The 24358-nt window shown below is 65.3% G+C and carries 18 protein-coding genes; 13 read left to right on the forward strand and 5 right to left on the reverse strand.

The genetic code is table 11. The features are described 5' to 3' along the window. Positions 1 to 99: 99 nt before the first annotated feature. Both ACSFC5_RS17945 and ACSFC5_RS17950 read left to right on the forward strand, forming a co-directional pair. The gene (locus ACSFC5_RS17945; protein WP_440766614.1) at positions 100 to 1293 is read left to right on the forward strand and encodes an inorganic phosphate transporter; all 1194 of its coding nucleotides are present in this window, start codon (positions 100 to 102) and stop codon (positions 1291 to 1293) included. 63 nt (positions 1294 to 1356) lie between these two features. Continuing rightward, a complete protein-coding gene (locus ACSFC5_RS17950; protein ID WP_440766615.1) occupies positions 1357 to 2085 on the forward strand; it encodes a hypothetical protein in 729 nt (242 codons plus the stop codon). Between the two features lie 267 nt (positions 2086 to 2352). Here the strand turns inward: ACSFC5_RS17950 and ACSFC5_RS17955 are convergent, their stop codons facing one another. Continuing rightward, a complete protein-coding gene (locus tag ACSFC5_RS17955) occupies positions 2353 to 3456 on the reverse strand; it encodes a methyltransferase domain-containing protein (RefSeq protein WP_440766616.1) in 1104 nt (367 codons plus the stop codon). Between the two features lie 205 nt (positions 3457 to 3661). Between ACSFC5_RS17955 and ACSFC5_RS17960 the strand changes: the two genes are divergently transcribed. Together ACSFC5_RS17960 and ACSFC5_RS17965 are read left to right on the forward strand one after the other, a co-directional pair. Next, on the forward strand, positions 3662 to 4222 hold the full coding sequence (locus ACSFC5_RS17960; protein ID WP_006092636.1) for a TATA-box-binding protein: 561 nt from the start codon (positions 3662 to 3664) through the stop codon (positions 4220 to 4222). Positions 4223 to 4516: 294 nt separating this feature from the next. Continuing rightward, positions 4517 to 4945, forward strand: a complete 429-nt coding sequence (locus tag ACSFC5_RS17965; RefSeq protein ID WP_440766617.1) for a DUF7344 domain-containing protein — start codon at positions 4517 to 4519, stop codon at positions 4943 to 4945. Between the two features lie 59 nt (positions 4946 to 5004). Here the strand turns inward: ACSFC5_RS17965 and hisG are convergent, their stop codons facing one another. After that, positions 5005 to 5868, reverse strand: coding sequence for an ATP phosphoribosyltransferase (gene hisG / locus ACSFC5_RS17970; RefSeq protein WP_440766618.1), 864 nt, complete (start codon positions 5866 to 5868; stop codon positions 5005 to 5007). A 138-nt stretch (positions 5869 to 6006) separates the two neighbouring features. On the opposite strand from hisG, the gene ACSFC5_RS17975 reads away from it, so the two are divergent. Further along, the gene (locus tag ACSFC5_RS17975) at positions 6007 to 6408 is read left to right on the forward strand and encodes a hypothetical protein (protein WP_440766619.1); all 402 of its coding nucleotides are present in this window, start codon (positions 6007 to 6009) and stop codon (positions 6406 to 6408) included. Between the two features lie 157 nt (positions 6409 to 6565). Continuing rightward, on the forward strand, positions 6566 to 6835 hold the full coding sequence (locus ACSFC5_RS17980) for a hypothetical protein (RefSeq protein WP_440766620.1): 270 nt from the start codon (positions 6566 to 6568) through the stop codon (positions 6833 to 6835). A gap of 20 nt (positions 6836 to 6855) precedes the next feature. Here ACSFC5_RS17980 and ACSFC5_RS17985 read toward each other — a convergent pair whose 3' ends face one another. Continuing rightward, positions 6856 to 9165 (reverse strand): heavy metal translocating P-type ATPase, encoded by a 2310-nt coding sequence (locus ACSFC5_RS17985; protein WP_440766621.1) that lies wholly within the window; start codon positions 9163 to 9165, stop codon positions 6856 to 6858. Between the two features lie 237 nt (positions 9166 to 9402). On the opposite strand from ACSFC5_RS17985, the gene ACSFC5_RS17990 reads away from it, so the two are divergent. The 6 genes from ACSFC5_RS17990 to ACSFC5_RS18015 all read left to right on the forward strand — a co-directional run bounded on the left by ACSFC5_RS17990 (position 9403) and on the right by ACSFC5_RS18015 (position 17458). Continuing rightward, positions 9403 to 12048: a heavy metal translocating P-type ATPase gene (locus ACSFC5_RS17990; protein ID WP_440766622.1), complete on the forward strand. Its 2646-nt coding sequence runs from the start codon at positions 9403 to 9405 to the stop codon at positions 12046 to 12048. Between the two features lie 353 nt (positions 12049 to 12401). Then, positions 12402 to 13175, forward strand: a complete 774-nt coding sequence (locus ACSFC5_RS17995) for an FkbM family methyltransferase (RefSeq protein ID WP_440766623.1) — start codon at positions 12402 to 12404, stop codon at positions 13173 to 13175. 45 nt (positions 13176 to 13220) lie between these two features. Then, entirely contained in the window at positions 13221 to 14519 is a 1299-nt protein-coding gene (locus ACSFC5_RS18000) for an amidohydrolase (protein WP_440766624.1), read from the forward strand. Positions 14520 to 14675: 156 nt separating this feature from the next. Beyond that, complete coding sequence (locus ACSFC5_RS18005) at positions 14676 to 15464, forward strand: hypothetical protein (protein ID WP_440766625.1); 789 nt, start codon at positions 14676 to 14678, stop codon at positions 15462 to 15464. A gap of 267 nt (positions 15465 to 15731) precedes the next feature. Next, entirely contained in the window at positions 15732 to 16112 is a 381-nt protein-coding gene (locus ACSFC5_RS18010; protein WP_440766626.1) for a hypothetical protein, read from the forward strand. Between the two features lie 56 nt (positions 16113 to 16168). After that, positions 16169 to 17458, forward strand: coding sequence for an adenosylhomocysteinase (locus ACSFC5_RS18015; protein ID WP_440766627.1), 1290 nt, complete (start codon positions 16169 to 16171; stop codon positions 17456 to 17458). Positions 17459 to 17996: 538 nt separating this feature from the next. On the opposite strand, the gene ACSFC5_RS18020 is transcribed toward ACSFC5_RS18015, so the two are convergent. Together ACSFC5_RS18020 and ddfA are read right to left on the reverse strand one after the other, a co-directional pair. Further along, positions 17997 to 18785 (reverse strand): PAS domain-containing protein, encoded by a 789-nt coding sequence (locus tag ACSFC5_RS18020; RefSeq protein ID WP_440766628.1) that lies wholly within the window; start codon positions 18783 to 18785, stop codon positions 17997 to 17999. Between the two features lie 93 nt (positions 18786 to 18878). Then, the gene (ddfA, locus tag ACSFC5_RS18025; RefSeq protein ID WP_090307884.1) at positions 18879 to 19136 is read right to left on the reverse strand and encodes a DdfA family disk-determining factor; all 258 of its coding nucleotides are present in this window, start codon (positions 19134 to 19136) and stop codon (positions 18879 to 18881) included. Between the two features lie 265 nt (positions 19137 to 19401). On the opposite strand from ddfA, the gene ACSFC5_RS18030 reads away from it, so the two are divergent. Then, positions 19402 to 24342 carry a PAS domain S-box protein gene (locus tag ACSFC5_RS18030; RefSeq protein ID WP_440766629.1) on the forward strand — a complete coding sequence of 1647 codons (4941 nt, stop codon included), beginning with the start codon at positions 19402 to 19404 and terminating at the stop codon, positions 24340 to 24342. The last annotated feature ends 16 nt before the right edge of the window (positions 24343 to 24358 follow it).

Here is a 24358-nt window from a genome sequence, read left to right on the forward strand (position 1 = left end):
TACGAACGCGATTGCCAGTTGTAAACACGACTGTCCGTCCGAGAACGATCGGTCGAAGGTCGGCACACACTTGTAGGGCTAGCTGGTAAGCCGGGGTAGATGGTCGAGATCGTGACGATCGCGACGTTTCTGGTCGCCGCACTTGCCAGTCTTTTCATGGCCTGGGCGATCGGTGCCGGCTCGAGCGGGTCGACACCGTTCGCCCCGGCGGTCGGCGCGAACGCGATTTCGGTGATGCGAGCGGGGTTTCTCGTCGGTATTCTCGGTTTCGCCGGCGCCGTTTTGCAGGGCGCGAACGTCTCCGAGGCGGTCGGTGCCGATCTGATCGGGGGCGTGACGCTGTCGCCGATGGCGGCGACCGTCGCCCTGATTATCGCGGCCGGGCTGGTCGCGATCGGCGTCTTCGCGGGGTATCCGATAGCGACCGCGTTTACGGTGACCGGCGCAGTCGTCGGTGTCGGGCTCGCGATGGGGGGTGATCCCGCGTGGGCGAAGTACACCGAAATCGCCACGTTGTGGATCCTGACGCCCTTCGTCGGCGGCGGCCTCGCCTACGCGATCGCTCGAGTCCTGCGAAGCGAACCGATCGCCGAGGAGTCTCTGATAATCGGCCTGTCGGCGCTGGTCGGCGTCATCGTCGCCAACATCGAGTTTGCGATCCTCGGCTCGGGGGATGCCGGGGGCGAATCGATCGCACAGGCCTCGAGCGGCTGGGTTCCGGGACCGGAGCTCGTCGGTATCGTCGCCGCGACGGCCGTGATGGCGGCGCTCTGGGCGGGTGCGATCGCGATCGATCTTCGGAGCGATATCGAACAGGGCGAGCGCCACTTCCTGTTGATCCTCGGCGGACTGGTCGCGTTCTCCGCCGGCGGCAGTCAGGTCGGGCTGGCGGTCGGGCCGCTGATTCCGCTGTCGGGTGACGTCGGCCTGCCGCTGATCGCCCTGCTCGTCGGCGGCGGGTTCGGGCTCTTACTCGGGTCGTGGACCGGCGCGCCGCGGATGATCAAGGCGATCTCGCAGGACTACTCCTCGCTCGGTCCGCGACGGTCGATCGCCGCACTCATCCCGTCGTTCATTATCGCCCAGGTCGCCGTCCTCTACGGCATTCCCGTCTCGTTCAACGAGATCATCGTCAGCGCGATCATCGGGAGCGGCTACGCCGCGGCCGGCGCCGGCGGCGGCGTCAGTGCACGCAAGATGGGATTCACCGTTCTCGCGTGGATCGGTTCGCTGGCCGGTTCGATCATCATCTCTTATGTCGGCTTCGTCGTGATCGACGCGCTGCTGTTCTGACGGTCGCCCATACGGGCTGACCGACATCGAACAGGCTTTACAGGACGGGTTGTGAGTGCTGGTATGGACGAGGACGCTGCGGATCCGAACGATACCGAGACGATTCAGTGGCGACGCGACGCCTCGACGTCTCGAACCGTTCGCCTGCTGTGGTCGCTGGGCGTCGGGACGTTCTTCGCGGCGATCACTATCATCGTCTTCTGGCGACTGTACGATCTCGCCGCCCAGGGCGGCGCCGGCGCGATTATCATCGCGATGTTCGCTGCCATCATCGTGACGATCCTCGCGTTCGCCGTCACCAGCAACACCGAACGTCGGCTCGAGGCCCTGGCCAGCCGGCTTCCGATTACGACGCCGTCCGGGGCGGCCCTCGAGCGAGCGATGGACGCCGCGCTCGGAACGATCGCGATGATGGGCGTCATGGGCTCGCTGATGGCCGTCGGTCGGTACGTCTCCCAGCGAGAACTGCTGGAAGTCGGTGCCGGCCCGTTCACCGGGATGGCCGCGCTGTTGCTCCCGCTCGCGCTCGTCGCGCTCGTGCTCGCGTCGTTCCTACGCTCGATCGGCACGCTCGACCGCGAGAAGCGGACGATCTACCTCTACGATCCTGATCAGGCGATCGATCTCGAGCTCATTCGGGGCGTCTCGACGCGCCGACTCGGCGACGCGGCGATTCTGAAACTCGAGTACGCGGAACCCGACGGCCAGTACGTCGCGGGGCCGCGACGGATCGTCGTCCCGCCGGAGGTCGCCAGCGAACTGCAGGGACTCGTCGACGGACGAGCGGCGTAGCACGGGTCTCGAGCGTGCGATAGCTATTGACAGTTGATTGTTGGCGCGCTGGATCGCGGTGAGTCGACGACGAACCGCGAGACGATTCGCGAGGGATGAGCGAGCGACTGGAAGAAGCGAGTGAATCGGTTGGGGAGGACGTGGCAACCACTGTTGCCACGTATGCAGCAGTTTCGAGGTGGCTACCCGTCCAAGTCGGTTATCTGACAGTCCGCGCTTTCGATCGCACCTCACCGTCACTCGAGCGGCCCGTAGATCCAACCGAAATCATGCAGAACGCTCGAGAATCAGCACGTACCGCGTCAACGATCGATGCACGCGGCGTTCGAACGCGGCCTCGAGCTCCCAGCCCGCCGCCCGGGCCTCGCCGGCCCACGATCGATCCGCGACCACGACGGCCCGCGGGGCGACCCGGCAGGCTTCCGACAGCGCACCCGACACGAGGTCCTCGAGTCGGTGCGTCTCAATCTTCGACTGTCGGCCGTAAGGGGCGTCGAACACCACGCCGTCGACGGCGTCGTCCGGCAGCGGCAGCCGGGTCGCATCGCCGCGACCGACGTGCCACTTGCCTCGCTCCACCCCTACGGGCGACGGTTCGTCCGAATCGAGAAAGTGGCCCAGATTCTCCCGCGCACCCGCGACCATCTTCGCCTGGGCGTCCGTCCCAACGACGTCGGCACCGACCAGTCCGGCCTCGACGAGCACGCCGCCGGTGCCACACATCGGGTCCAGCACCGTCGCGCCGGGCCGGGCCCCCGCGACGTTCGCGACGGCGCGGGCGAGTAACGGATCCATGCTCCCGGGCTGGAAGAACGGTTTGTCCGTGGGCGCACGTGAGCCGAAATCGCGCACGCTCTCGGCGGCGAGCCAGCCGAGCGCACAGACCGAAACCGGCCCGTTGAGCGCTTCGATGTCCGGTTCGGACGCGAACAGGTCGCCGGTCGCCTCGTCAGCCTCGAGTCCCCCGCCGGCCTCGAGTGCCCCCTCCGAAAACGTCGCCCGGAGCACGTGGTCGGGATCGTCGAGGTCCACCGTAAACCCACGATCGACCAGGATTTGGCCGAGTTCACGTTCGACCCGCCCGGTATCGACGCCGCTCGAGCCGTGGACGTCGGTCGCACGAACTGCAACCGTTCCTTCGCGGTCGATCGACGCCGTCTCGAGCAGCGCGCGGGCGCTCGCCGGGTCGGCGTCGGTCCGGCCGAGCAGTTCGCTCGCACGGTGGGTGTATGCCAGCCCGCGGATTCGCTCGGGAGCGACGGCGTTCGCGACGGCGAGTCCGGGGGCGATACGACGGACGTCGGCGGCCCCGCTGGCCGCTTCGCGGGCCGCAAAAGCGTCGTCCTCGCCGCCGAGCTCGAGTAGATACACGCGTAGTCGTCGCCGCGGGGGAGCCATGAGCCTACCGTTTTTCGTGACGGTTCGCTCGAGATACGATCGAGCTAGGACCGTTTGTCAGACACTACTCGCCGTGAAATCGAGCGGTATTCGATCGACGCGGGCGCCCTATATACCGGACATATCAGGTGGCGGTACTAACCTTTATAAACCTTAAATACGTCTTTTTAAGCGACTTATGACGGATCCCAAGGACACCATCAACATCGAAAACGTGGTGGCGTCGACCGGTATCGGACAGGAGCTCGACCTGCAGAGCGTGGCCATGGACCTCGAGGGGGCCGACTACGACCCCGAACAGTTCCCCGGCCTCGTCTACCGCACGCAGAATCCCAAGTCCGCCGCACTGATCTTCCGCTCGGGGAAGATCGTTTGCACCGGCGCGAAATCGACCGACGACGTTCACGAGAGCCTGCGTATCGTCTTCGACAAGCTCCGTGAACTGCAGATTCAGGTCAACGAGGACCCCGAGATCGTCGTCCAGAATATCGTCACCAGCGCTGACCTGGGCCGCAACCTCAACCTGAACGCGATCGCGATCGGTCTCGGCCTCGAGAACATCGAGTACGAACCCGAACAGTTCCCCGGCCTGGTCTACCGCCTCGACGACCCCGAAGTGGTGGCTCTGCTCTTTGGCTCCGGGAAACTCGTCATCACCGGCGGAAAGAAGCCCGTCGACGCCGAACACGCCGTCGACAAGATCGTCTCCCGGCTCGAGGACCTCGGCCTGCTCGAGTAACGCCGCTCGGTTTCGGTTTTCGCAGTGATCGCCGACTCCCAGCGGCGCTTGCGCCGAATTGAGTCACGGAAACCGACAGTATCGATCGGTCGCGACTCTCGAACCACTCTCGACGACGGTCTCTCCCGCTCTCTCCCAGTTCTTCTGAAACCGTTCACCGGGATCGATCAGTCTCTTCGGCCGAATTAGTGACCGTTTACCACCCGTGAACGATCCATAGTGGAGTGAATCGTCTCTCATCGAGTGGAACGACCAGCGGCGTTTATTCGATCTTCCGCTGAGTTTCAGCTATCGATGACGATCCATCCAGACCGACTGGCGACCGCGCAGGATAGCCCCGCTCCCGGCAATGTTGGGCGATTTCAGGGAGCCCTCCCGCGTGCGGCAGTCCGTCGCGTGCTGGGCAACGACCGTCGACGCGAGGTGCTCCGCTGTCTCCTCGCCGAGGACGGCTCCCTCTCGGTGTCCACGCTCGTCGCACGGATCGCGGACGCCGAACACGACGCGACGGCCGTCACGTCGCTCCTCGAACTCCGCCAGCGCGTCCACGTCTCGCTCTGTCGGACCCACCTCCCGCTGCTCGAGGATCACCGCGCCCTCGCGTACGACCAGGTGCAGGGACTCGTCTCCCCCGGCGCGACGCTCCCGGCGTTCGAGCCGTTGCTCGACGGAGAGTCGCTCGAGGGACCGATCGACTCTCGACTGGAGCCGCGGTCGGAGTAGTCGGCAGCAAAGGGCGTCGACTCACCGTCGAGTAGCGGATCGATTCGCTCGAGCGGCGATTACTCGATCAACCGCTCGATCTCGGTCACCAGAATATCGCTCGCGCCGGCCTTTTTGACCTCCGTAATCGTCTCGAACACGTCCTGCTCGTCGACGACGACGTGGACGGCCACCTTCCCGTCGCCGTTCTCGTCCGCTCCGGCGATGTCCATCACCGTTGGCCCGCCCATCCCGGGGATGACGTCCCGGACGTCGTCCAGTTTCGTCGTCGGGACGTTCATCATCAGGTAGCGCTTGCCCTCGGCCTGCTTGACCGAGGAGAGCGCCGTTCGGACCTCTTCGACTTTCGGCTCGGAGAGGACATCCTCGCGGCCGAACAGCCGGACCGAACTCGAGAGCACCTCGTCGACGACGGCCAGGCGGTTCATCTTGAGCGTCGTCCCCGTGCTCGTGATGTCGACGATGGCGTCGGCCATCTCGACGTGGGGCGTCAGCTCCGTCGCCCCCGTCACCTCGACGATATCGGGCTCGACGCCGGTGTCCGCGAAGAAGTCGCGGGTGATGTTGGGGAACTCGGTGGCGACGGTCTTGCCCGCCAGATCGTCGACGGTCTCGATGTCGCCGTCCTCTGGCGCCGCCAGCACGAGTCGACAGCGGCCGAACTCGAGGTCGAGCAGCTCCGAGACGTCGTCGACGCGGGCCTCGTGGACCTGATCGAGTCCCGTGATCCCGAGGTCCGCCGCGCCGTCGGAGACGTACTCCGGGATGTCCGCCGCGCGGGCGAAGAGGACGGAGACGTCCGGATCGACGGTGTCAGCGTACAGTTTTCGGTCGGCACCGTTCTCGAGGTGGAGTCCGGCCCGCTCTAGGAGGTCGATCGTCGGCTCGTGCAGGCGGCCCTTGTTGGGAACGGCGATTCGCATTAGCTCCGTATTGGTGGCCGCGGGGGAATTGTCTTTTCATCCGGGCGAATCACGGTGTCCGTTCTTGGGATGCCATGCGGCGTTTACCGTGTGGCGTACACCAACAGGCTCATCGATGTGCCCGTACAACGACAGTACGTGTCGCGAAACCGTGGCGATTCCGGCCGATTCACCGACACTACCACGCTGGCCGACGTGCTCGACGTCTTCGATGCGGTGGCGGGTCCGGTCGTCACGTCGGGCGACGTCGCCGAGTCGCTCGACTGTTCCCGGGAAACCGCACGCCGGAAACTCCGGACGCTCGAGGACGGCGGACACGTCGAGAGCCGGAAGATTGCGGGGCGGGTCGTGTGGTGGCGCACGGATCCGACGGCGACTGCCCGCCAGTTCGAGGAGTACGACGATCAGAAGATATCGTTCGTAGACCACGCGACGAGCGACCTCGCCGACGAACGGGACGTCGACCACGTGTTCACCTTCGATAGCGACTTTCGGACGCTCGGGTTCACGCTCGTCCCCGAGGACACGGGGAAGCTGTAAGCGTCACCTCGAACTGAATTCCCAGTAGCGGCCCGGGATTAGCAACCGGATTCTCGTCGACGAAGCGCTATAGTATGACGTTCAGTGACTACTATCGAGGTGGAGTTACGTTCGCTAACATGGGAACTATTACTTACATGTCAGTACAGTCTCTAATATGGATCTCACACGTCTCTACTACGCGTCGACCATTCTCTGTGGCGTCGTCGTCGGAGCGATGGGACTCTCGAGTGTCGCCGCCGGAAACACCGGTCTCGCAGCCCTACTGATGGCGATCGGCGGCGTCGGAACGGTCTGCAGTGCGGTTTATGTACTGGGGTTCTCGGAGAACCCGTCTGCGTCCGTGCCAGCGGATCGGTGGGTCTGGATGATGACTCTCGGGGCGGTCCTTGTGCTTCTCGGAGGGGGAGGGCAGCTATTACTGTAGAACCGTTCTTGGGAACTCCCTCACACCGATAGATCCGCCCGCCGGAGCAACTGCGCGTTGATCGCGACGATCACCGTACTCGCGGACATGAGCACCGCGCCGACGGCCGGCGAGAGCAGGATGCCGATCGGTGCGAGGATTCCAGCGGCGAGCGGCAGGGCGAACACGTTGTAGCCGGCCGCCCAGGCGATGTTCTCCTGCATCTTCCGGTAGCTCTTCGCGCTCAGTCGAACGAGGCTGGCGACATCCCGCGGATCGTTCTCGACGAGCACCACGTCGGCGGACTCGACGGCCACATCGGTACCCGAGCCGATGGCGATTCCCACGTCGGCGCGGGTGAGCGCGGGCGCGTCGTTGACGCCATCGCCGACCATCGCGACGAGGTGGCCCCGATCCTGTAGCTCGAGGATCTTCTCGTCCTTGTCTTCGGGCAACACCTCCGCGAAGACGGTGTCGATGCCGAGTTCGTCGGCGACGCTGTGGGCCACGTCCGCGTCGTCGCCGGTCAGCATCGCCACCTCAACGCCCATCTCGTGGAGCGCGTCGATGGCCTCGACGCTCTCCTCGCGGATCACGTCTGCCAGCGCGACCGCGCCGACGATCTCCTCGTCGTGTAACACGTAGACGACGCCCTCGCCCCGAGCGCCGGCCTCGTCCGCGAAGCGCTCGAGGTCGGTGGACGGTTCGACCTCGAGATATCGGAGTAAGTTGGGACCGCCGACGGAGACGGTGTGACCGTCTTGGCCGCCGGAATCGGTTCCCTCCTCGGAATGACCCACACCGGGTGCAACGGCCGGCATCGCATCGCGTTCGATCGTCGCGCGAACGCCACGTCCCTCGAGCGCCTCGAACCCGCGGGCGTCGGGCACCGGGAGTTCACGCTCACCGGCCTCGTCACGAACGGCCTGGGCGATCATGTGCTCCGAATCACCCTCGGCGGCGGCCGCGAGCGTCAGGATGTCGTCCTCGCTCCAGTCCCCGACGGTCGCGATTTCGACGATCCCCTGTTCCCCCGCCGTCAGCGTCCCGGTCTTGTCGAAGACGACGGTGTCGAGGTTCCGTGCCTGCTCCATGGCGATCCGGTCGCGGACGAGCATCCCGTGCTGGGCGGCCATCGAGGTGTTGATCGCGACCACGAGCGGGACCGCGAGTCCGAGCGCGTGCGGACAGGCGATGACGAGGACGGTAACGACGCGTTCGACGACCGGGAGCCCGAAGCCGACGGCGACGGTCCAGGCGACGGCGGTGACCGCCGCGACGCCGAGTGCTGCATAAAAGAGCCAGCCCGCGGCCCGGTCGGCGAGGACTTGCGTCCGAGACCGGCTCTCCTGGGCCTCTTCCACTAGGCGCACGATGCCCGACAGCGTCGTCTCCTCTCCCGTCGCGGCGACGTGAACGCGCAGGCTGCCGTCGCGGTTGGTCGTCCCGCCGATGACCTCGTCGCCGGGTCCCTTCTTCACCGGCTTCGACTCGCCCGTGATCATCGCCTCGGTGACGTTCGACTCGCCCTCCTCGACGACGCCGTCGGCCGGCACGTTCGATCCGGGCCGGACGAGCACGAGGTCGTCCGCCTCGAGGTCGTCGATCGGCACCGTCTCGGTCTCCCCATCGGCAGTCACGCGCTCGGCCGTCTCGGGCAGCAATTCGGCGAGCTCGTCGAGCGCGCCCGAGGCGCGCCTGACGGAGCGCATCTCGATCCAGTGGCCCAGCAGGAAGATGACGATCAGCGTGACGAGTTCCCAGAAGAACGGTTCGCCGATGTCGAAGACGGCCGCGGCGACGCTGTAGACGAAGGCGACGGTGATCGCGAGCGAAATCAGCAACATCATGCCAGGCTCGCGGTTGCGCGCTTCGACCGCGCCCATTCGGAGGAACGGAATCCCACCGTAGGCGAAGACCGCGACGCCGAGGACGGGCCCGACGAACTCGCTGCCCGGGAACGTCACCGCGGTGAAGCCGAACCAGTCCTGGAGCATCGGACTGTAGTACAACACTGGCAGGGAGAGCACGAGGGAGACGAAAAACCGCTTTCGGAACAGGTCCTCGTGGTCCGAATGGTCGACGTGCGCGCCGTGGTCGTCGTGTCCGTCGCCACCGTGATCGTGACTGTCGTGTCTGTCATCACCGCGCTCGTCGCGTTTGCCTTTTCCGTCGTGTTCGTCGTGCTCGCCGCGTCGCTCGCCCGGTTTCTCGACGGTACCCGGCGCGTCCCGATAGCAGTTACAGACCCGACAACACGAACAGTAGCTATCGGTGGGTTTCTCTCCTCGAGCGGAGGGTTTCGCCGATTCGTGGGCCGAATCGCCGTGGTCCCGGCTCGAATCAGCCATCAGCGCCGCTCACCTCGTTCGAGTCGTCCCTGCAGTCCTGCATCCGTCGAGATCCGGATCGTCCGTCCGAAAGCGGTGGGCGACATCGGCGGCTAGTTCGAGATCGAACACCGTAGTTCTCACACCGTGCTCGGTCGGACAGCGAGCGGCCGCGGTTTACTTTCGAAACTCTATCACTGATACATTCTCACTTTCCAAGGCACAACCCGCTTGAACGTCTATCCCGTACAGCTATACATGAACACCAGGCGAGCGCACCTCGAGATCACCGGCATGTCCTGTTCGACCTGCTCGGGGACCGTCGAGGACGCGGTGGGCGACCTCGAGGGCGTCGAGTCGGCGAGTGCGAACTACGCGACCGACGAGGGGACGGTCGCGTACGTTCCCGAGGTCGTCTCGCTGGCCGAGATCTACGACGCCATCGACGACGCGGGTTACGAGGCCGCCTCGGAGACGGAGATCATCACGGTCATGGGGATGTCGTGTTCGACGTGTTCCGGCTCCGTCGCGGACGCGGTCACGGAACTACCGGGTGTGATTCGAGCGGACGTGAACTTCGCGTCCGACGAGGCCCGCGTCGAGTACAACCCGAACGACGTCTCGCTGGGCGAGATTTTCGCGGCTATCGAGGAGGCCGGCTACGAACCCGTCCGCGACGAGCGCGACGACGCCGAGGGGACGCAGGGCTCGAGCCAGCGCGAGCGCGCCGTCGAGAAGGAGCTTCGGCGCCAGCGCCGACTGGTGATCGGCGGGGGTATCCTCACGCTCCCGTTCGTGCCGATCATGCTCGCGATGCTCGGGCTCGTCGAGTTGCCCCACCTGGGCGATATCGGACTCGGCGTCGCGACCGTCTCCGTCATGGGGGTGCTCGAGTTCGCCCTCGCAACCGCGCTGATGGCCACGCTCGGGATGGAGTTCCTTCGCGGCGCTTGGCGGGCGTTCTCGCACAATCGGCGGGCCAATATGGACACGCTGGTAGCGATGGGGTCGTCGGCGGGCTACGTCTACAGTACGGCGGTCCTCTTCGGCGCTATCGCCGGTGCGGGCCTCTACTTCGAGGCCGTCGCCTTCATCCTCTGGTTCATCACGCTGGGCAACTGGCTCGAGGTCCGATCGAAGGCTCGGGCCGGCAACGCACTGCGCGAACTCCTGCAGATGGAGGCCGAGGAGGCAACCGTCGTAGAAGATGGCGACGAGCGGCAGGTTCCCCTCGAGAACGTCGCGGTCGGCAACGTGATGAAGGTCCGGCCGGGCGAGCGGATTCCGACGGACGGCGTGGTCGTCGACGGCCAGAGTGCCGTCGACGAGTCGATGCTCACCGGCGAGTCCGTCCCGGTCGAGAAAGGCGAGGGCGACGAAGTGGTCGGCTCGACGATCAACGAGAACGGCGTGCTCCTCGTGGAGGCGACGAAGGTCGGCTCAGAGACGGCGATCCAGCAGATCGTCGACCGGGTCAAGGAAGCCCAGTCGCGTCAGCCGGAGATCCAGCGGCTGGTCGACACCGTGAGCGCCTACTTCGTCCCAGCGGTGATCCTCAACGCGATTCTCTGGGCGACGCTCTGGTTCCTCTTTCCCGACGCGCTGTACGGCGTCTCGTCGGCGCTCGGGGGCTGGATTCCGATCCTCGAGCCCGTCGGCGGCGGCCCCGTCGTCGGCGGCGTGCCGGTCCTCGAGTTCTCGGTCGTCGTCCTCGCCTCGGCGCTGCTGATCGCCTGTCCCTGCGCGCTGGGGCTGGCGACGCCGGCCGCGACGATGGTCGGCTCCACTCTCTCCGCCACGAACGGCGTGCTGTTCAAGGGCGGCGACGTGCTCGAGCAGGTTCGGGGCATCGACACCGTCGTCTTCGACAAGACGGGGACCTTGACCCACGGCGAGATGGTGTTGACGGACGTCGAACTCATGGGCGAGCGAGTCGCCACCGACGGCGGCGATACTGCGGCGGACGGCGGACTTCTGACCGACCGCGAGGAGGACCTCGAGTCGCTCGTTCTCGGTGCCGCGGCGACAGCCGAATCCGGCTCCGAACACCCGATCGCCCGCGCGATCGTCGAGGGCTGTGAGGATCGAGGCATCGTAGTCGGCGAGGTCAGCGAGTTCGAGAACGTCCCCGGCCACGGTATCCGCGCCGAGACCGACCGCGGCAGCGTGCTGATCGGTCGCCGGAAACTGCTCGAGGACGCGGGAATCGACACCGAACCCGCCGAGGAGACGCTGACGCGGCTCGAGCGGGAGGGGAAGACGGCGATGCCGGTTGCGATTGATGGCGAACTGTTGGGCGTGCTCGCCGTCGCGGACGAGGTCCGCGAGAGCGCAAAAGAGACCGTCGCGGCCCTGCACGAACGGGGTACTGAGGTCGTGATGCTCACCGGCGACAACGAACGGACGGCCCGTGCGGTGGCCGAACAGGTCGGAATCGATCCCGACAACGTGCGTGCGGCGGTCCTTCCGGAGGACAAGGCGGACCACATCGAAGACCTACAGGAAGGTGGCGCGCGAGTCATGATGGTCGGCGACGGGGTCAACGACGCGCCCGCGCTCACGACCGCACAGGTCGGCGTCGCCATCGGCTCGGGCACCGACGTCGCCATCGAGTCAGCTGATGTGACGCTGATGCGCGACGACCCGGCGGACGTGCTCAAGGCCGTCAGAATCTCCGAGGCGACCATCTCGAAGGTGCGCCAGAACCTGTTCTGGGCCTTCGCCTACAACACGACGCTGATTCCCATCGCCTCGCTTGGTCTGCTGAACCCGGCGCTGGCCGGGCTGGCGATGGCCGCCTCGAGCGTGAGCGTGATGGCCAACAGCCTCTCGTTCGCGAAGTACGATCCCCACGAGGACTACCGGCCGGCGGTGTTGAAACCGCTCGAGTGGCTCCGTCGGTAGTCAGGCTCGAGTCAATCCTGTTCAATTCGCGCGTATTCCGGCTTTCCGTAGTGAGCGTAGTGAGTGAGGTTTGGACGGAGCGTGCTTCCCGCCCTGAACTGCCACTCGGGCCGCTATCCGGTCGCTTGTGGGAACAGCGCGTCCGCGATGAGAAACGTCACGTAGGCTTCGACTCACTCGAGCAGCCGTCGTAACTGCGTCCGGAGCTGTCGTCGACCGCGGGGCCCGCCAGAGCCGGCCCGCGTAGACGTAGAATACACCGGACCCGACGTAGTCGTTCGCCCGAATCTCGTCCCTCGAATCGGCGTAGGGACCGCATATACAATCGGATCCGTCTCGAGAGCACCGAGTGGATGGCGATGCCGGATCCGGTGTCTCTCGCGAACCGGACGCTTCGGGCCGCTCGTAGCGTCGGCTACCGGGGGTACTACCGGCTCGCCGCGGCGAACTACGACCGCGAACTCCTCGCGCGCCGCAATCGGACGCCGGCGGGGACGTTTCGCTGTTACGAGCCGCTCAACCGTCACGGGAACGACGCGATGCTCGCGGAACTGGCCGCCTGCTGTGGGCCGTCGGATGTCGTCTACGATATCGGCGCGAACGTGGGGATCTACGCGCTCGCGCTGACGAGCGGCGCGACCGACCGACACGTCGTCGCGTTCGAACCGTCGCCGGCCGCCGTCAAGCGATTGTGGCGGAACGTTCGCGCGAACGACCTCGAGCGCCGGATCGACGTATTGGCTTGCGGTATCGGCGACGACTCCGGCGAGCGCCCCTTCTACGTCTCGACGTACCCCGAACTGTCGGCGTTCGACCGCGCGAGCGCGACCCGCTGGGCGGCCGTCGTTGCCGACGTTCGGTCGGTTCCGATCCGTCGGCTGGACGATATCGTGCTCGAGGACGATCTCTTCCCGCCCGATCACCTCAAAATTGACGTCGAGGGCGCGGCTCCCGCCGTCCTCCGCGGTGCCCGAACGACGCTCGAGCGACACCGACCGATCGTTTTCGTCGAATCGCACGACGAGGGCCTCGCGGGGGACGTGCCGGGGGAAACGAGGGCGATACTCGAAGCCCTCGACTACGAAATTCACGAGCGCGAGCGCTACTGGCGATGCGAACCACGCTGACGCTTTTTCGACAGTATAAGGCCCTCGTGGGAGAAACCCAGAGCCATGACGACACTGGCGATCACCGGCGGGCAGGTGCTGTTGCCCGATATCACGGTCACGCGCACGGACGTACTGGTCGATCAGGACGGCGGCGAGATTCTCGAGGTCGGCGACGACCTCGCGGGCGAGGCCGACGAGACGCTCGACGCGACGGGCTCGCTGGTCACGCCCGGCTTCGTCAACGGCCACTGCCACGTCGCGATGACGCTCATGCGCGGCTACGCCGACGACAAGTCACTCGACGCGTGGCTCCAGGAAGATATCTGGCCGACCGAAGCCGAACTGACGCCCGACGACGTCTACCACGGCACGCGACTCGGCGCGCTCGAGATGATCACATCCGGGACGACCGCCTTCGCGGACATGTACTTCATGGTCCCGAACATCGCCGACGCGGTCGAGGAGGCCGGGCTCCGCGCCCGTCTCGGTCACGGGGTCGTCACCGTCGCGTCGAACGACGAGGAGGCCCGCGAGGACGCCCGAGAGGGGCTCGAAGTGGCCGAAGCACTCGACGGCCGCGCGGACGGCCGGATCTCGACGGCCTTTATGCCCCACTCGCTGACAACGATCGGGAGCGAGTATCTCGAGGAGTTCGTCCCGCAGGCTCGCGAGCTCGGCGTGCCGATCCACTACCACGCGAACGAGACGACGAACGAGGTGACGCCGATCGTCGAGGAACACGGCGTCCGACCGATGGCCTACGCCGCAGAGCACGGGATGGTCCAGGAGGGCGACTTCATCGCCCACGGCGTCCACCTCGACGAGAGCGAGATCGGCCTGCTCGCCGAAGCCGGGACGGGCGTGGTCCACTGTCCGGCCTCGAACATGAAACTGGCGAGCGGAATGGCTCCCGTCCAGCGCATGCTCGACGCGGGCGTGACGGTGGGAATCGGCACCGACGGCGCGGCCTCGAACAACGACCTCTCGATGTTAGACGAGGCCCGCGACGCCGCCATGATCGGCAAACTCGAGACCGGCGACGCGAGCGCGGTGCCCGCCGAGTCGGTGGTCGAGATGATGACCCAGGGCAGCGCCGAGGCTATCGGTCTCGATGTCGGTCGGCTCGAGGAAGGGGCGCCCGCCGACCTCGCCGTGATCGACCTCGAGTCCGCTCACTTGACCCCGCGTCACGACCTCGTGAGTCACCTCGCGTACGCCGCGGCGGCGTCCGACGTCCGCCACACGATCTGTGACGGACAAGTGCTCATGCGCGACCGCGACGTGCTGACGCTCGACGAGGAGGCGGTTCGAACGCAGGCCAGCGAGGCCGCCGAAGCGCTGGTCGATCGCGCCGAAAACTGACCGGAAGGTTCGGTTAGTAGACAGGGTCAGTGAACCGAACTGAACGTTCAGAATTAGTTATAAACTCTCAAACGTCCTCTACGGCCCTCATATCGTCCCGGAACCGTCGAGAACTGCCAAGGGGGTTTATTCACGATTCTCTGAATGTCGCGACCGATGAGTACTCGAAAACTATTCGCGGTGGCGTTGGCCGCCGTCATGTTGCTGTCCGTGTTCGCACTGCCAGGCGTCGCAGCCGCGAGCGCGACCGCAGAGGAACCGAACGCCTCGATATCGGACGAAGACATCGAGGAGCCCGAGGATGAGGAGCCCGAAGACGATGCTGACAACTCTACCGACGAGGAATCCGACGAAGCGGAGTCCGAAGATGACGAGGCTGACGGAAACGCCTCGATCGACGTAACCCAGGACGGTGCCGACGTGACCGCGACGCTCACCGCAGACGGTGACGGCGTCGCGAACACCAGCGTTACGGTCTCGACCGTCGACGAGAACGCCTCGTACGCGGATACGGGAACGCACGCGACGGACGAGAACGGAACGGTCGCCCTCGAGGCACCGACGGGTAACGAGAGCGTCGAGATCTCGCTCGAGGCGACCGTCGACGACGAATCGGTCGAGACGACGACGACACTCGAGCCAGTCGAGGAGGGGCCGGAGAACTTCGGGCAACTCCTCAACGACTTCAAGACTAACAATCTGACCGACGACGAGCCGCGGGGACTCCAGATCGCTTCCTTCGTCGTCGAGAACAACCCGGGTAACGCACCGGATCACGCGGGCCCGCCGAGCCACGCCGGCCCGCCGAGTGAGGACGACGAGGACCGACAGGGACCACCAGCACACGCCGGTGGTCCATCGGATGATGCCGACGATGGCGAGTCCAACGGTAACAATGGCCAGGGCGGCGGGCCGCCCGAGCATGCTGGCGGGTCGTCTGATTGATAACTGTTGAGGAGTTTGACGACTTCTGGCTCTTCAGGTGGCTGACGGGCCAAAAGCGGATGTCAGAGGACGGCTTTCCGATCGGGTTGTCAGAGGCACGATCCCGTCACTGACGTTCGAATCATCGCTCATATGGATTAGGTATAAATACGGCTGCAGAATAAGTGGGAATATGTCTGCAAGACAACAACAGAGTCGCCATATCCTACCGATGATGGCTGTGAAATCTGTACCAAAGTATTCACAATGAGGATCAGTAGTTAACTAATGAGTGTCTCCGTGAGGCTTCGTTCTCTTTCGAGTCTGTTGATCCGAGACCTCGCACTCGGACTGTTTCTCCTGGGAGGAACTCACCTGTTTGTCGTTGATGTCCGATCATTCGTATCAATCGGCGTGGTGCCGTCGATCGTGGTAGGCATCGTTGCTGGAGCGGTCGGTTCAGCCGTGCTCGACCACGTCGAACGTTCGAAGGCTGCAACGGCAGTTGTCGTTCTCGTTGCGGGTCTTGGATTTGCGATCAGCTGGAGTACCGCGGCCGTAGTTGTTGGATCGGATTCTGCGTCCGCTCGTATTCCAGCGTTCGCGCTCGCACTGCTCTGTGGGCATATCTGCATCCGACTCGCCGATAGCCTCAATCACCCAAACTGAGGTGAGCCTTCCGTGACTTCGGTAGCGTTTTCCCCGCCGTTCCCTTCGATTGAGGTATGACCGATACTGCGTATCCGCCGATCAGCGAGCAACTGGCGGATCTCGAGGCCGCACAGGAGGAAGGCCGCCGAAAGATGGACTGGGCGACCCAGCACATGCCCATCTTAGAGCACGTCCGCGAGGAGTTCGTCGCCAATCAGCCCTTCGAGGGCGAACGCATCGCGATGGCGATGCACGTCGAGGCGAAGACGGCGATCCTCGTCGAGACGCTCGCGGAGGGCGGCGCGGAAGTCGCCGTCACGGGCTGCAACCCGCTGTCGACTCACGACGACGTGAGCGCGGCGCTCGACACCCACGAGAACATCACGAGCTACGCCAAACGCGGCGTCGACGACGAGGAGTACTACGCCGCGATCGAGGCCGTCATCGCCCACGAACCGACAGTGACGGTGGACGACGGGATGGACCTCGTCGCCGCGATCCACGAGGACTACCCCGAACTGATCGACGGCATCGTCGGCGGGGCCGAGGAGACCACGACGGGTGTCCACCGCCTGCGCGCGATGGACGAAGACGGCGCGCTCGAGTACCCCGTCTTCGCGGTCAACGACACCCCGATGAAGCGCCTCTTCGACAACGTCCACGGCACCGGCGAGTCTTCCCTTGCATCTATCGCCATGACCACGAACCTCTCGTGGGCCGGCAAGAACGTCGTCGTCGCCGGCTTCGGCTACTGCGGCAAGGGCGTCGCTCGGAAGGCCTCTGGCCAGAACGCGAACGTCATCGTCACCGAAGTCGAGCCGCGCCGTGCGCTCGAGGCCCACATGGAAGGCTACGACGTCATGCCGATGGCCGACGCGGCCGAAGTGGGCGACGTCTTCCTGACGACGACGGGCAATCGGGACATCATCGTCGGGGAGCACTTCGAGTCGATGAACGACGGCGTCTTACTCGCCAACGCGGGCCACTTCGACATCGAGATCGATCTCGAGGCGCTCGACGACCTCGCGGTCGATCGCTACGAGGCCCGCGACGGCGTCGAAGCATACGAACTCGCGGACGGCCGCCGACTCAACGTCATCGCCGAGGGGCGACTCGTGAACCTCGCGGCGCCCATCTCGCTGGGCCACCCCGTCGAAGTGATGGACCAGAGCTTCGGCGTACAGGCCGTCTGCGTGCGCGAGATGCTCGAGAACAGCGACGAGTACGAGGCCGGCGTCCACGACGTTCCCGACGAACTCGACAAGGAGATCGCCGAGATCAAACTCGCGGCCGAAGGCGTCGACTTCGACTCGCTGACGGACACCCAGCGCGACTACATGGGGTCGTGGGACCACGGAACATAGGCAATTTCATCCGGAACAGTTCGGACGTAGCGACGACGAACGTCTCGACCCCGCTCGTGCTATTTTGCTGCGGTGGCGCGCACTGTCGACGACGCGCTCTCACGGCGTTCGAGCGCGTCGCCAGTGCGCGAGGGATGAGCGAGCGCCTCTGGCGTGAGCGAATCGGTTGGGGAGGACGTGGAAATCGTTGCCGCCAGCATGAGCAGAACGCTTGTCTGTACCAGCGGTCGCTACGAGAATAGCCTCGGTATCTCTCCTCTTAGTAACAACTGAAACGATTTACACACCGATCGCACAGCTCCCGGCTCGTCTCTCCCCGCTCGCTTTGCCGCGGTTCTTGCTCACTTCGTTCGCTCCGAACCGCGTACGCTCCGAACCGCGTACGCTCCGAACCGCGTACGCTCCGAACCGCGTACGCTCCGAACCGCGTACGCTCCGAACCGCGTACGCTCCGAACCGCGCTTCCCTCCTGCGATCGGGTGTACATTGACTTTCAGTGGCTACTATGGTAACTTCACAACTCGAGCACCGCGTCCGGTTACACGGCCTCGTTCTCACCACCGTCACGAGCCGGCGTGTCCACCCCGAACACGAGGCTCCCGTCCTCGAGTCCCCCGAGCCGAACCCTGACCTCGAACGGCTCGTCCGATCCACGCCGACCGGTACAGCTCCCGGTCCAGCGCCAGCCGTCCGTGACGGTCGGGATCGCGGTGGTCTCGAGGCGCTCGACGCTGTCGTCGGTGAATAGTGCCCGCCAGGCCGTCCCGCAGAGTGCGTCGCGGTCGGCGCCGAACTGCATCGCGAACGATCGGTTGACGAACTCGAGATCGCCGCCGGGTGCGGCGATCGCAATCGCGTCCTGAGCGAGTTCGACGCTGGCGAGCGATCGGTGGGAGAGCGCGGCGAGTCGGCGGTGTTCGACCAGCGTTTCGACGCGGTGGCGCAGTCGGTCGGGAAGCGTCGCTGTGTCGGGCTGGACGATGCAGTCGGCCCATCGGTGGCCGTGAATCGCGTCGACAGCGACCGACGACTCGTCGGTGCCGTTCACGAGGAAGACGATCGGCAGTGCGGGCGCTCGGTCAGTCACTCGGTCGAGCAGGTCGAGGCCGTCACCGTCCGCCAGCGCGTACTCGCTGACGAGACAGTCGACGTCCTCGAGTCGTGCTATCGCGTCCGTGATCGACTCGGCCGTCCGGATCGTGAACTTGTCCCCGGTGGTCGCCTCGAGGTGGTCTCCGTACCGGTGATCGTTGGCGACGACGAGCGCGGTGATCGAATCGGAAACCGGCGGACAGTCGCCGTCGCTCGTCGCGATCGACGGAATCATCTCCAGTGGGCCTCCGCTCGAGCGACCGACTCGAGCCCCGCGCTATCGATCGTCGGTAGCGAGCGTGTCGAACGGGTTGGCAGTAGCCACCGCTTACGCACGAACATGGACCGTTCCATCGATCAGGATGGTCCCGTCGCTTCGGACTTCGACGGCGTGATCGCCGTACGAGAACTGTACTCGGCCGTTGACCGTCGCGTTCCCCGTAAATAGCTGGTCGAGCGCTTCGGGATCGACGACGTGGTAGAGGGGCTCGAGTTCGGTCGGATCGGTTTCGGTCGCGTCGGCGAGGGCGTCGATGACGGTGAGGCTGATCGAATCGTTGTGGTAGTCGAGCGTCGCTTCGGGCATTATATCTGTCCGGACGCGAACGACGGCTATTCTCCTGTCCATTATACACGTAATCTCGGCGCGACTGAGACACTACGTGTATAGAAGGCGGGTCGAAACTGCCCGACTCCGTCCGGGTACTCCGACCGAACTCGTCGCGCTCTGAGTCACCCGTCCGTCCGCTTCTCGTCGAATACTTTTCACAATATTCGAGAAGATTAAATATATGGTCTTCAGGGAAGCACGAAACCACGAACGTCATCTGCGGGCGTTGCGTACGCGCTGTATGGCTATCCCTTCGTCTTGCAGGGGATCGTTCGTCTGTCTCACCGATCGAGAGACACGAGTGCTCGCTCTCGGCCTCCTCTCGCTCGCGTTCGGCGCGTGGATCGGGCTGCTGGTTGTCGCATCGAGCTCCGTCGGACCGACGGCATCGATGGATCCGCGTCCAATGGCGGAGCCGACGTCGGGCATTCCGGTCGTCCTGCCGCTGCTGTTCGGACTCGCCGCATCCGGCGATCCAGACCGAGACACCGCCCTCGAGCGACTCGCGACCGATCTCGAGTCGTTCGTCGCCGAGTTTGCAGCCGGCGGGTCGCTGCCGGCCTCGAGCCGGGACGAAGCCGGCCGGAACGGGAGGGCGGGAGACGGAACGAATCGGAACGGAGCCGCTGCAGACGCGACGGAACGGACCGAGACGGACCCAGCTGCACCGGTACCGGACGAACCAACCGCGAAGGCACCGGCCCCGAACGACCGAGCCGCGGACGCATCGTCGCGGGTCGACGCGAGCCGGGTCCGAGAGGCGGAGTCGACGTTCGACCTCGAGCGCGACGACGAACTGGGCCGGCTGTCCGCGGCTATCGAAACGCTCGCGACGACGGTTCGAGAACGCGACCGACAGTTCGAAGCGGTTTTCGACGATCCGAAGGCGCTCGCCGCCCTGCTCGATCCGGACGGGACGGTACGCCGAATCAACGAGACGGCCCTCGAGTACGTCGACAGCGATCGGGAGGAAGCGATCGGCGAGTCGTTCCCGGCGATGCCCTGGTGGTCGGAGACGCCGACGGCGGACGTACAAGCGTGGATCGATCGCGCCGAATCCGGCGCGTACGTCGAGTACGAAGCGCAGCTGAACGATTCGGACGGGAATCGGCGGTGGGTGAGCGGCACGTTTCGGCCGGTGACGAACGAGGCGGGGGATGTCGTCTCGATCGTCGTCTCCGGTCAGGACGACACGGCGCGGAAGGAACGCGAGCAGCGGCTAGAAACGACGGGCGCGCGACTCGAGACGCTGTTCGAGAGGGCGCCCGACATGATCGACGTTCTCGACGCCGACGGACGGATCGTCGACGCGAACCGACGGCTCCGTACCGAACTGGGGTACGAGGAGGACGAACTGGTCGGGACGGGAATCTGGACGTACGACCAACTGGTCGACGAAGCGGATGTCAAGTCGGTGCTCGAAGAGCTGTCGGTCGGTGACCGACGGACCTTCGAAGGGCGCTATCAGCGCCGTGACGGCTCGGTGTTCCCCGTCGAGATACAGCTGTTGCACCTCGATCTCCCGAACGCGAACCGGTTCGTGGCTATCAGTCGTGACATCACCGAGCAGAAGACCCGCGAACGGGAGCTACAGCGGTACACGGCATACACTGATGAGTTGCTCGACGCCGTCGACGACGTCTTCTACGTTATCGACGGGAACGGCGAGATTCAGCGGTGGAACGAGACGCTCTCGTCGGTGACCGGCTTCTCGACGGCCGAGATCGAGTCGATGAACGCCGCCGAGTTCTTTTCGCCCGCGGATCAACGATTGGTCGCCGGGGCGATCGACGAGGCGCTCGAGACGGGTTCCGCGCGAGTGGAGGTGTCGCTGCTCACCGCCGACGGCGAGTCGATTCCCTACGAGTTCGTCGGCTCCAGACTTGAGGATCTCGACGGGAACACCGTCGTCACGGGGATCGGTCGCGACATCTCCGAACGCAAAGAGCGCGAACGCCAGCTCTCGACGTTGATGAGCAACGTTCCGGGTATGGTGTACCGCTGTCGAAACGAGCCGGATTGGCCGTTCGACTTCGTCAGCGAGGGCTGTTTCGAACTCACCGGTTACGACCCCGACACGCTGGTGAACGGCGACGTAAGCTGGGCTTCGGATCTTATTCTCGACCGACACGACGAGCTGTGGGAGACGGTTCAGGAAGCCGTCGCGAATCGGGAACCGTTTCAGGTAACCTTCCCGATCGAGACGGCCGACGGCGACCGCCGTTGGGTCCGCGAACGCGGACGCGGCGTCTTCGACGAGAACGGCGACCTCGAGTCGCTGGAGGGCGTCATCACCGACGTCACCGCACAGCTCGAAAACGAACGACGGCTCGAACGGACGATGCGGCTTCTCGAGCAGTCCCAACGGCTGGCCAACATCGGGGCCTGGGAACTCGACGTGCAAGACGAGCCCTACGATCTCGAGTGGACCGACGAGGTCTCCCGGATTCACGGGCTATCGCGGAGCGAGGGAATCGACCTGGAACGGTCACTCGAATTCTATCATCCGGCGGATCAGACTGAGATCCGGACGGCAGTCGAGCGCGCCATCGAGGCGGGCGAACCGTACGATCTGGAACTCCGCCTGGTTACGAACGACGGCGACCAACGGTGGGTACGCACGATCGGTGAACCGGTCCGCGAAAACGGGACCGTCGTCAAGATTCAGGGCTCGATCCAGGACATCACCGACCGCAAACGACGCGAACGCGAACTCGAGCGCTACGAGACGATCATCCAGGCGGTCGGTGACCCGGTCTATACGCTCGACGAGTCGGGCGAGTTCCTGTTCGTCAACGACGCCATGGAGTCGCTCACGGGGTACGATCCCGAGCGGATTCTCGAGTGGGACGTCGCGGACGTCATGACGAGCGGCGACCTCGAGAGGGCCAGGGAGTTGGTGCGTGACCTGCTCCGCGAGGGCGAACCGTACCGGACCTTCGAAATGGGTCTCGAGACCGCGGACGGCGACGTGATCGAAGCGGAGAATCACGTCGCGTTGCTACCCATGGACGACGGCGAGTTCGCCGGCACGGCGGGCGTGATCCGCGACATCACCGAGCGCAAGGAGCGCGAACGCGAACTCGAGCGTACGACCGACCTGCTAGAGCGCGTCCAGCGCATCGCGAAAGTCGGTGGCTGGGAACTGGACGTCGACGCCGAGCCGCCGGAAGCGACCTGGACCGAAGAGTGCTATCACTTGCACGGCCTCTCTCGCGAGGTTACCCCGACGCTCGAGACGACCCTCGAGTGCTACCATCCGGACGATCGCCCGTCCGTTCGCATCCGACTCAGAAACGCGATGGACGCCGAACGGGGGTACGATTTCGAAGCTCGACTCCAACCCGACGAGGACGAGAGCAGGTGGGTACGAGCGACCGGCGAACCGATCTTCGACGCCGACGGCGACCTCCGCGCGTACCGCGGGTCGATCAAGGACATCTCCGAGCAGAAGGGGCGCGAACTCGCACTCGAGTCGCTTCACGAAACCGCACGCGACCTGCTCAACGCCGAGACGGAGACGGCGGTCGCGGAACTGGTCGTCGAGACGGCCGCGGACATCCTCGAATCTGGGAACGCGGGAGTCTACCTGTTGGATTCGACAACGAACCGGTTCGAGCCGACCGCGCTCACGGACGAGTTCGCCGATCGGACCGACGGCGCGCCGTCGATCGCGGTCGGTGACGCCGACTCCGTGCTCTGGAACACCTATCTGGCCGGCTCGCAGACGGTCGTCGACGACGCTGCGACCGGGGACCACTCGCCGCTGTTCGGCGGCGACGTTCCGGGCGGGTTGCTGGTCCCGATCGGCGACCACGGGGTGTTCGTCCTGATCGCTCCGCCCGCCACGATCGACGACGAGGCGCGACGACTGGTCGAGACCCTCGTCGCGACGACCGAAGCCGCGTTCGACCGCCTCGAGAGCGAGGCGAGCCTCCGGGAACGCGATGCGGAGCTCGAGGCCCAGAACCGGCGGCTCCGACGCCAGATTCAGATCACCGAGATCATCAGGGGGATCGACCGATCGCTCATCGGCACGAACAGCCGCGAGGAGATCGAACGAACCGTGCCGGAACAGCTCGTCGAAGGCGACACCGTCGCGTTCGCCTGGATCGGCGACGTCGACGCCGCCGGAACGACGCTCGAGCCGCGGAGCTGGGCGGGCGCCGAACCGGAGTATCTGGATGCGGTGTCGTTCGAACTCGATGCCGATACGGACGAGCCGGCCGTTCGGACCGTCCGATCGGGGGCGCCCTCGGTCGTCGAAAACGTCGTCGAGGGGCTCAAAGACGAGCCGTGGCGGACCAGTGCGCTCGACGCGGGCTTCCAGTCGGTGCTCTCCGTGCCGCTGTCGTTCGAGGAGTACAGCTACGGCGTGCTCACGGTGTACGCCGACGAGCCGGACGCCTTTACCGACCTCGAGCGGACGGTGTTCGCGGAACTCGGCGAGGGAATTGCGAACGCGACGAACGCAGCGAAGACCCAGGAGGCGCTCCACGCGGAGACGCTCGTCGAACTCACGCTCGCGCTCGAGGGCAGCGACGACGCGCTGTCCCAAATCGCGAGGAAGACCGGCGCGACCGTCGAGTACGAGGGCCTCGGCGTCGACTCCGGCTCGGAAACGGTGCTGTTCTTCGAGACGAACGGCGTCCCACCGGTCGCTGTCCGTACCGTCCTCGACGATCTCGTCTCCGTAACGGACGCCCGACTCGTCACCGAGTCGGACGAGCAGTGTCTGTTCGAGGCGACCGTCACGGGCGACGTCGTCGCTTCCCGACTGGTTCGTCACGGCGCCAGCCCGCGGTCGATCATCGCAGACGGCGACCGGACGACGATTACCGTCGACGTTCCCACGACCACGGACGTCAGGGAGTTCGTCGAGATGCTCGCCGAACAGTACGACAGCGTCGACCTCCAGTCGCGTCGCCACGTCAGGCGAACCTCCAACACGAGGCAGCTGACGTCGCTGTTCGACGAGCTGACCGATCGCCAACTCGAGGTGCTGCGGACGGCGTATCTGGCCGGCTTCTTCGAGTGGCCCCGCGAGAGCACCGGCGAGGAGATCGCCGAGATGCTCGAAGTGACCCAGCCGACAGTCAACCGGCATCTCCGGATCGGTCAGCAGCGACTGTTGGACCAGCTGTTCGAGAACGGCGCGCTCTCGTTCGGCGACGAGACGTAAGCCGGTCGTTCGACCG

This window comes from Natronorubrum marinum (genome assembly GCF_052040125.1).
GTDB lineage: Archaea > Halobacteriota > Halobacteria > Halobacteriales > Natrialbaceae > Natronorubrum.

Excerpts from the sequence above, each read along its gene's own strand:
- ACSFC5_RS17945 (WP_440766614.1), top strand. The coding sequence starts at position 100 with ATGGTCGAGATCGTGACGATCGCGACGTTTCTGGTCGCCGCACTTGCC.
- ACSFC5_RS17950 (WP_440766615.1), top strand. The coding sequence starts at position 1,357 with ATGGACGAGGACGCTGCGGATCCGAACGATACCGAGACGATTCAGTGG.
- ACSFC5_RS17960 (WP_006092636.1), top strand. The coding sequence starts at position 3,662 with ATGACGGATCCCAAGGACACCATCAACATCGAAAACGTGGTGGCGTCG.
- ACSFC5_RS17965 (WP_440766617.1), top strand. The coding sequence starts at position 4,517 with ATGACGATCCATCCAGACCGACTGGCGACCGCGCAGGATAGCCCCGCT.
- hisG (WP_440766618.1), bottom strand. The coding sequence starts at position 5,868 with ATGCGAATCGCCGTTCCCAACAAGGGCCGCCTGCACGAGCCGACGATC.
- ACSFC5_RS17980 (WP_440766620.1), top strand. The coding sequence starts at position 6,566 with ATGGATCTCACACGTCTCTACTACGCGTCGACCATTCTCTGTGGCGTC.
- ACSFC5_RS17985 (WP_440766621.1), bottom strand. The coding sequence starts at position 9,165 with ATGGCTGATTCGAGCCGGGACCACGGCGATTCGGCCCACGAATCGGCG.
- ACSFC5_RS17990 (WP_440766622.1), top strand. The coding sequence starts at position 9,403 with ATGAACACCAGGCGAGCGCACCTCGAGATCACCGGCATGTCCTGTTCG.
- ACSFC5_RS17995 (WP_440766623.1), top strand. The coding sequence starts at position 12,402 with ATGGCGATGCCGGATCCGGTGTCTCTCGCGAACCGGACGCTTCGGGCC.
- ACSFC5_RS18000 (WP_440766624.1), top strand. The coding sequence starts at position 13,221 with ATGACGACACTGGCGATCACCGGCGGGCAGGTGCTGTTGCCCGATATC.
- ACSFC5_RS18005 (WP_440766625.1), top strand. The coding sequence starts at position 14,676 with ATGAGTACTCGAAAACTATTCGCGGTGGCGTTGGCCGCCGTCATGTTG.
- ACSFC5_RS18010 (WP_440766626.1), top strand. The coding sequence starts at position 15,732 with ATGAGTGTCTCCGTGAGGCTTCGTTCTCTTTCGAGTCTGTTGATCCGA.
- ACSFC5_RS18015 (WP_440766627.1), top strand. The coding sequence starts at position 16,169 with ATGACCGATACTGCGTATCCGCCGATCAGCGAGCAACTGGCGGATCTC.
- ACSFC5_RS18020 (WP_440766628.1), bottom strand. The coding sequence starts at position 18,785 with ATGATTCCGTCGATCGCGACGAGCGACGGCGACTGTCCGCCGGTTTCC.
- ddfA (WP_090307884.1), bottom strand. The coding sequence starts at position 19,136 with ATGCCCGAAGCGACGCTCGACTACCACAACGATTCGATCAGCCTCACC.
- ACSFC5_RS18030 (WP_440766629.1), top strand. The coding sequence starts at position 19,402 with ATGGCTATCCCTTCGTCTTGCAGGGGATCGTTCGTCTGTCTCACCGAT.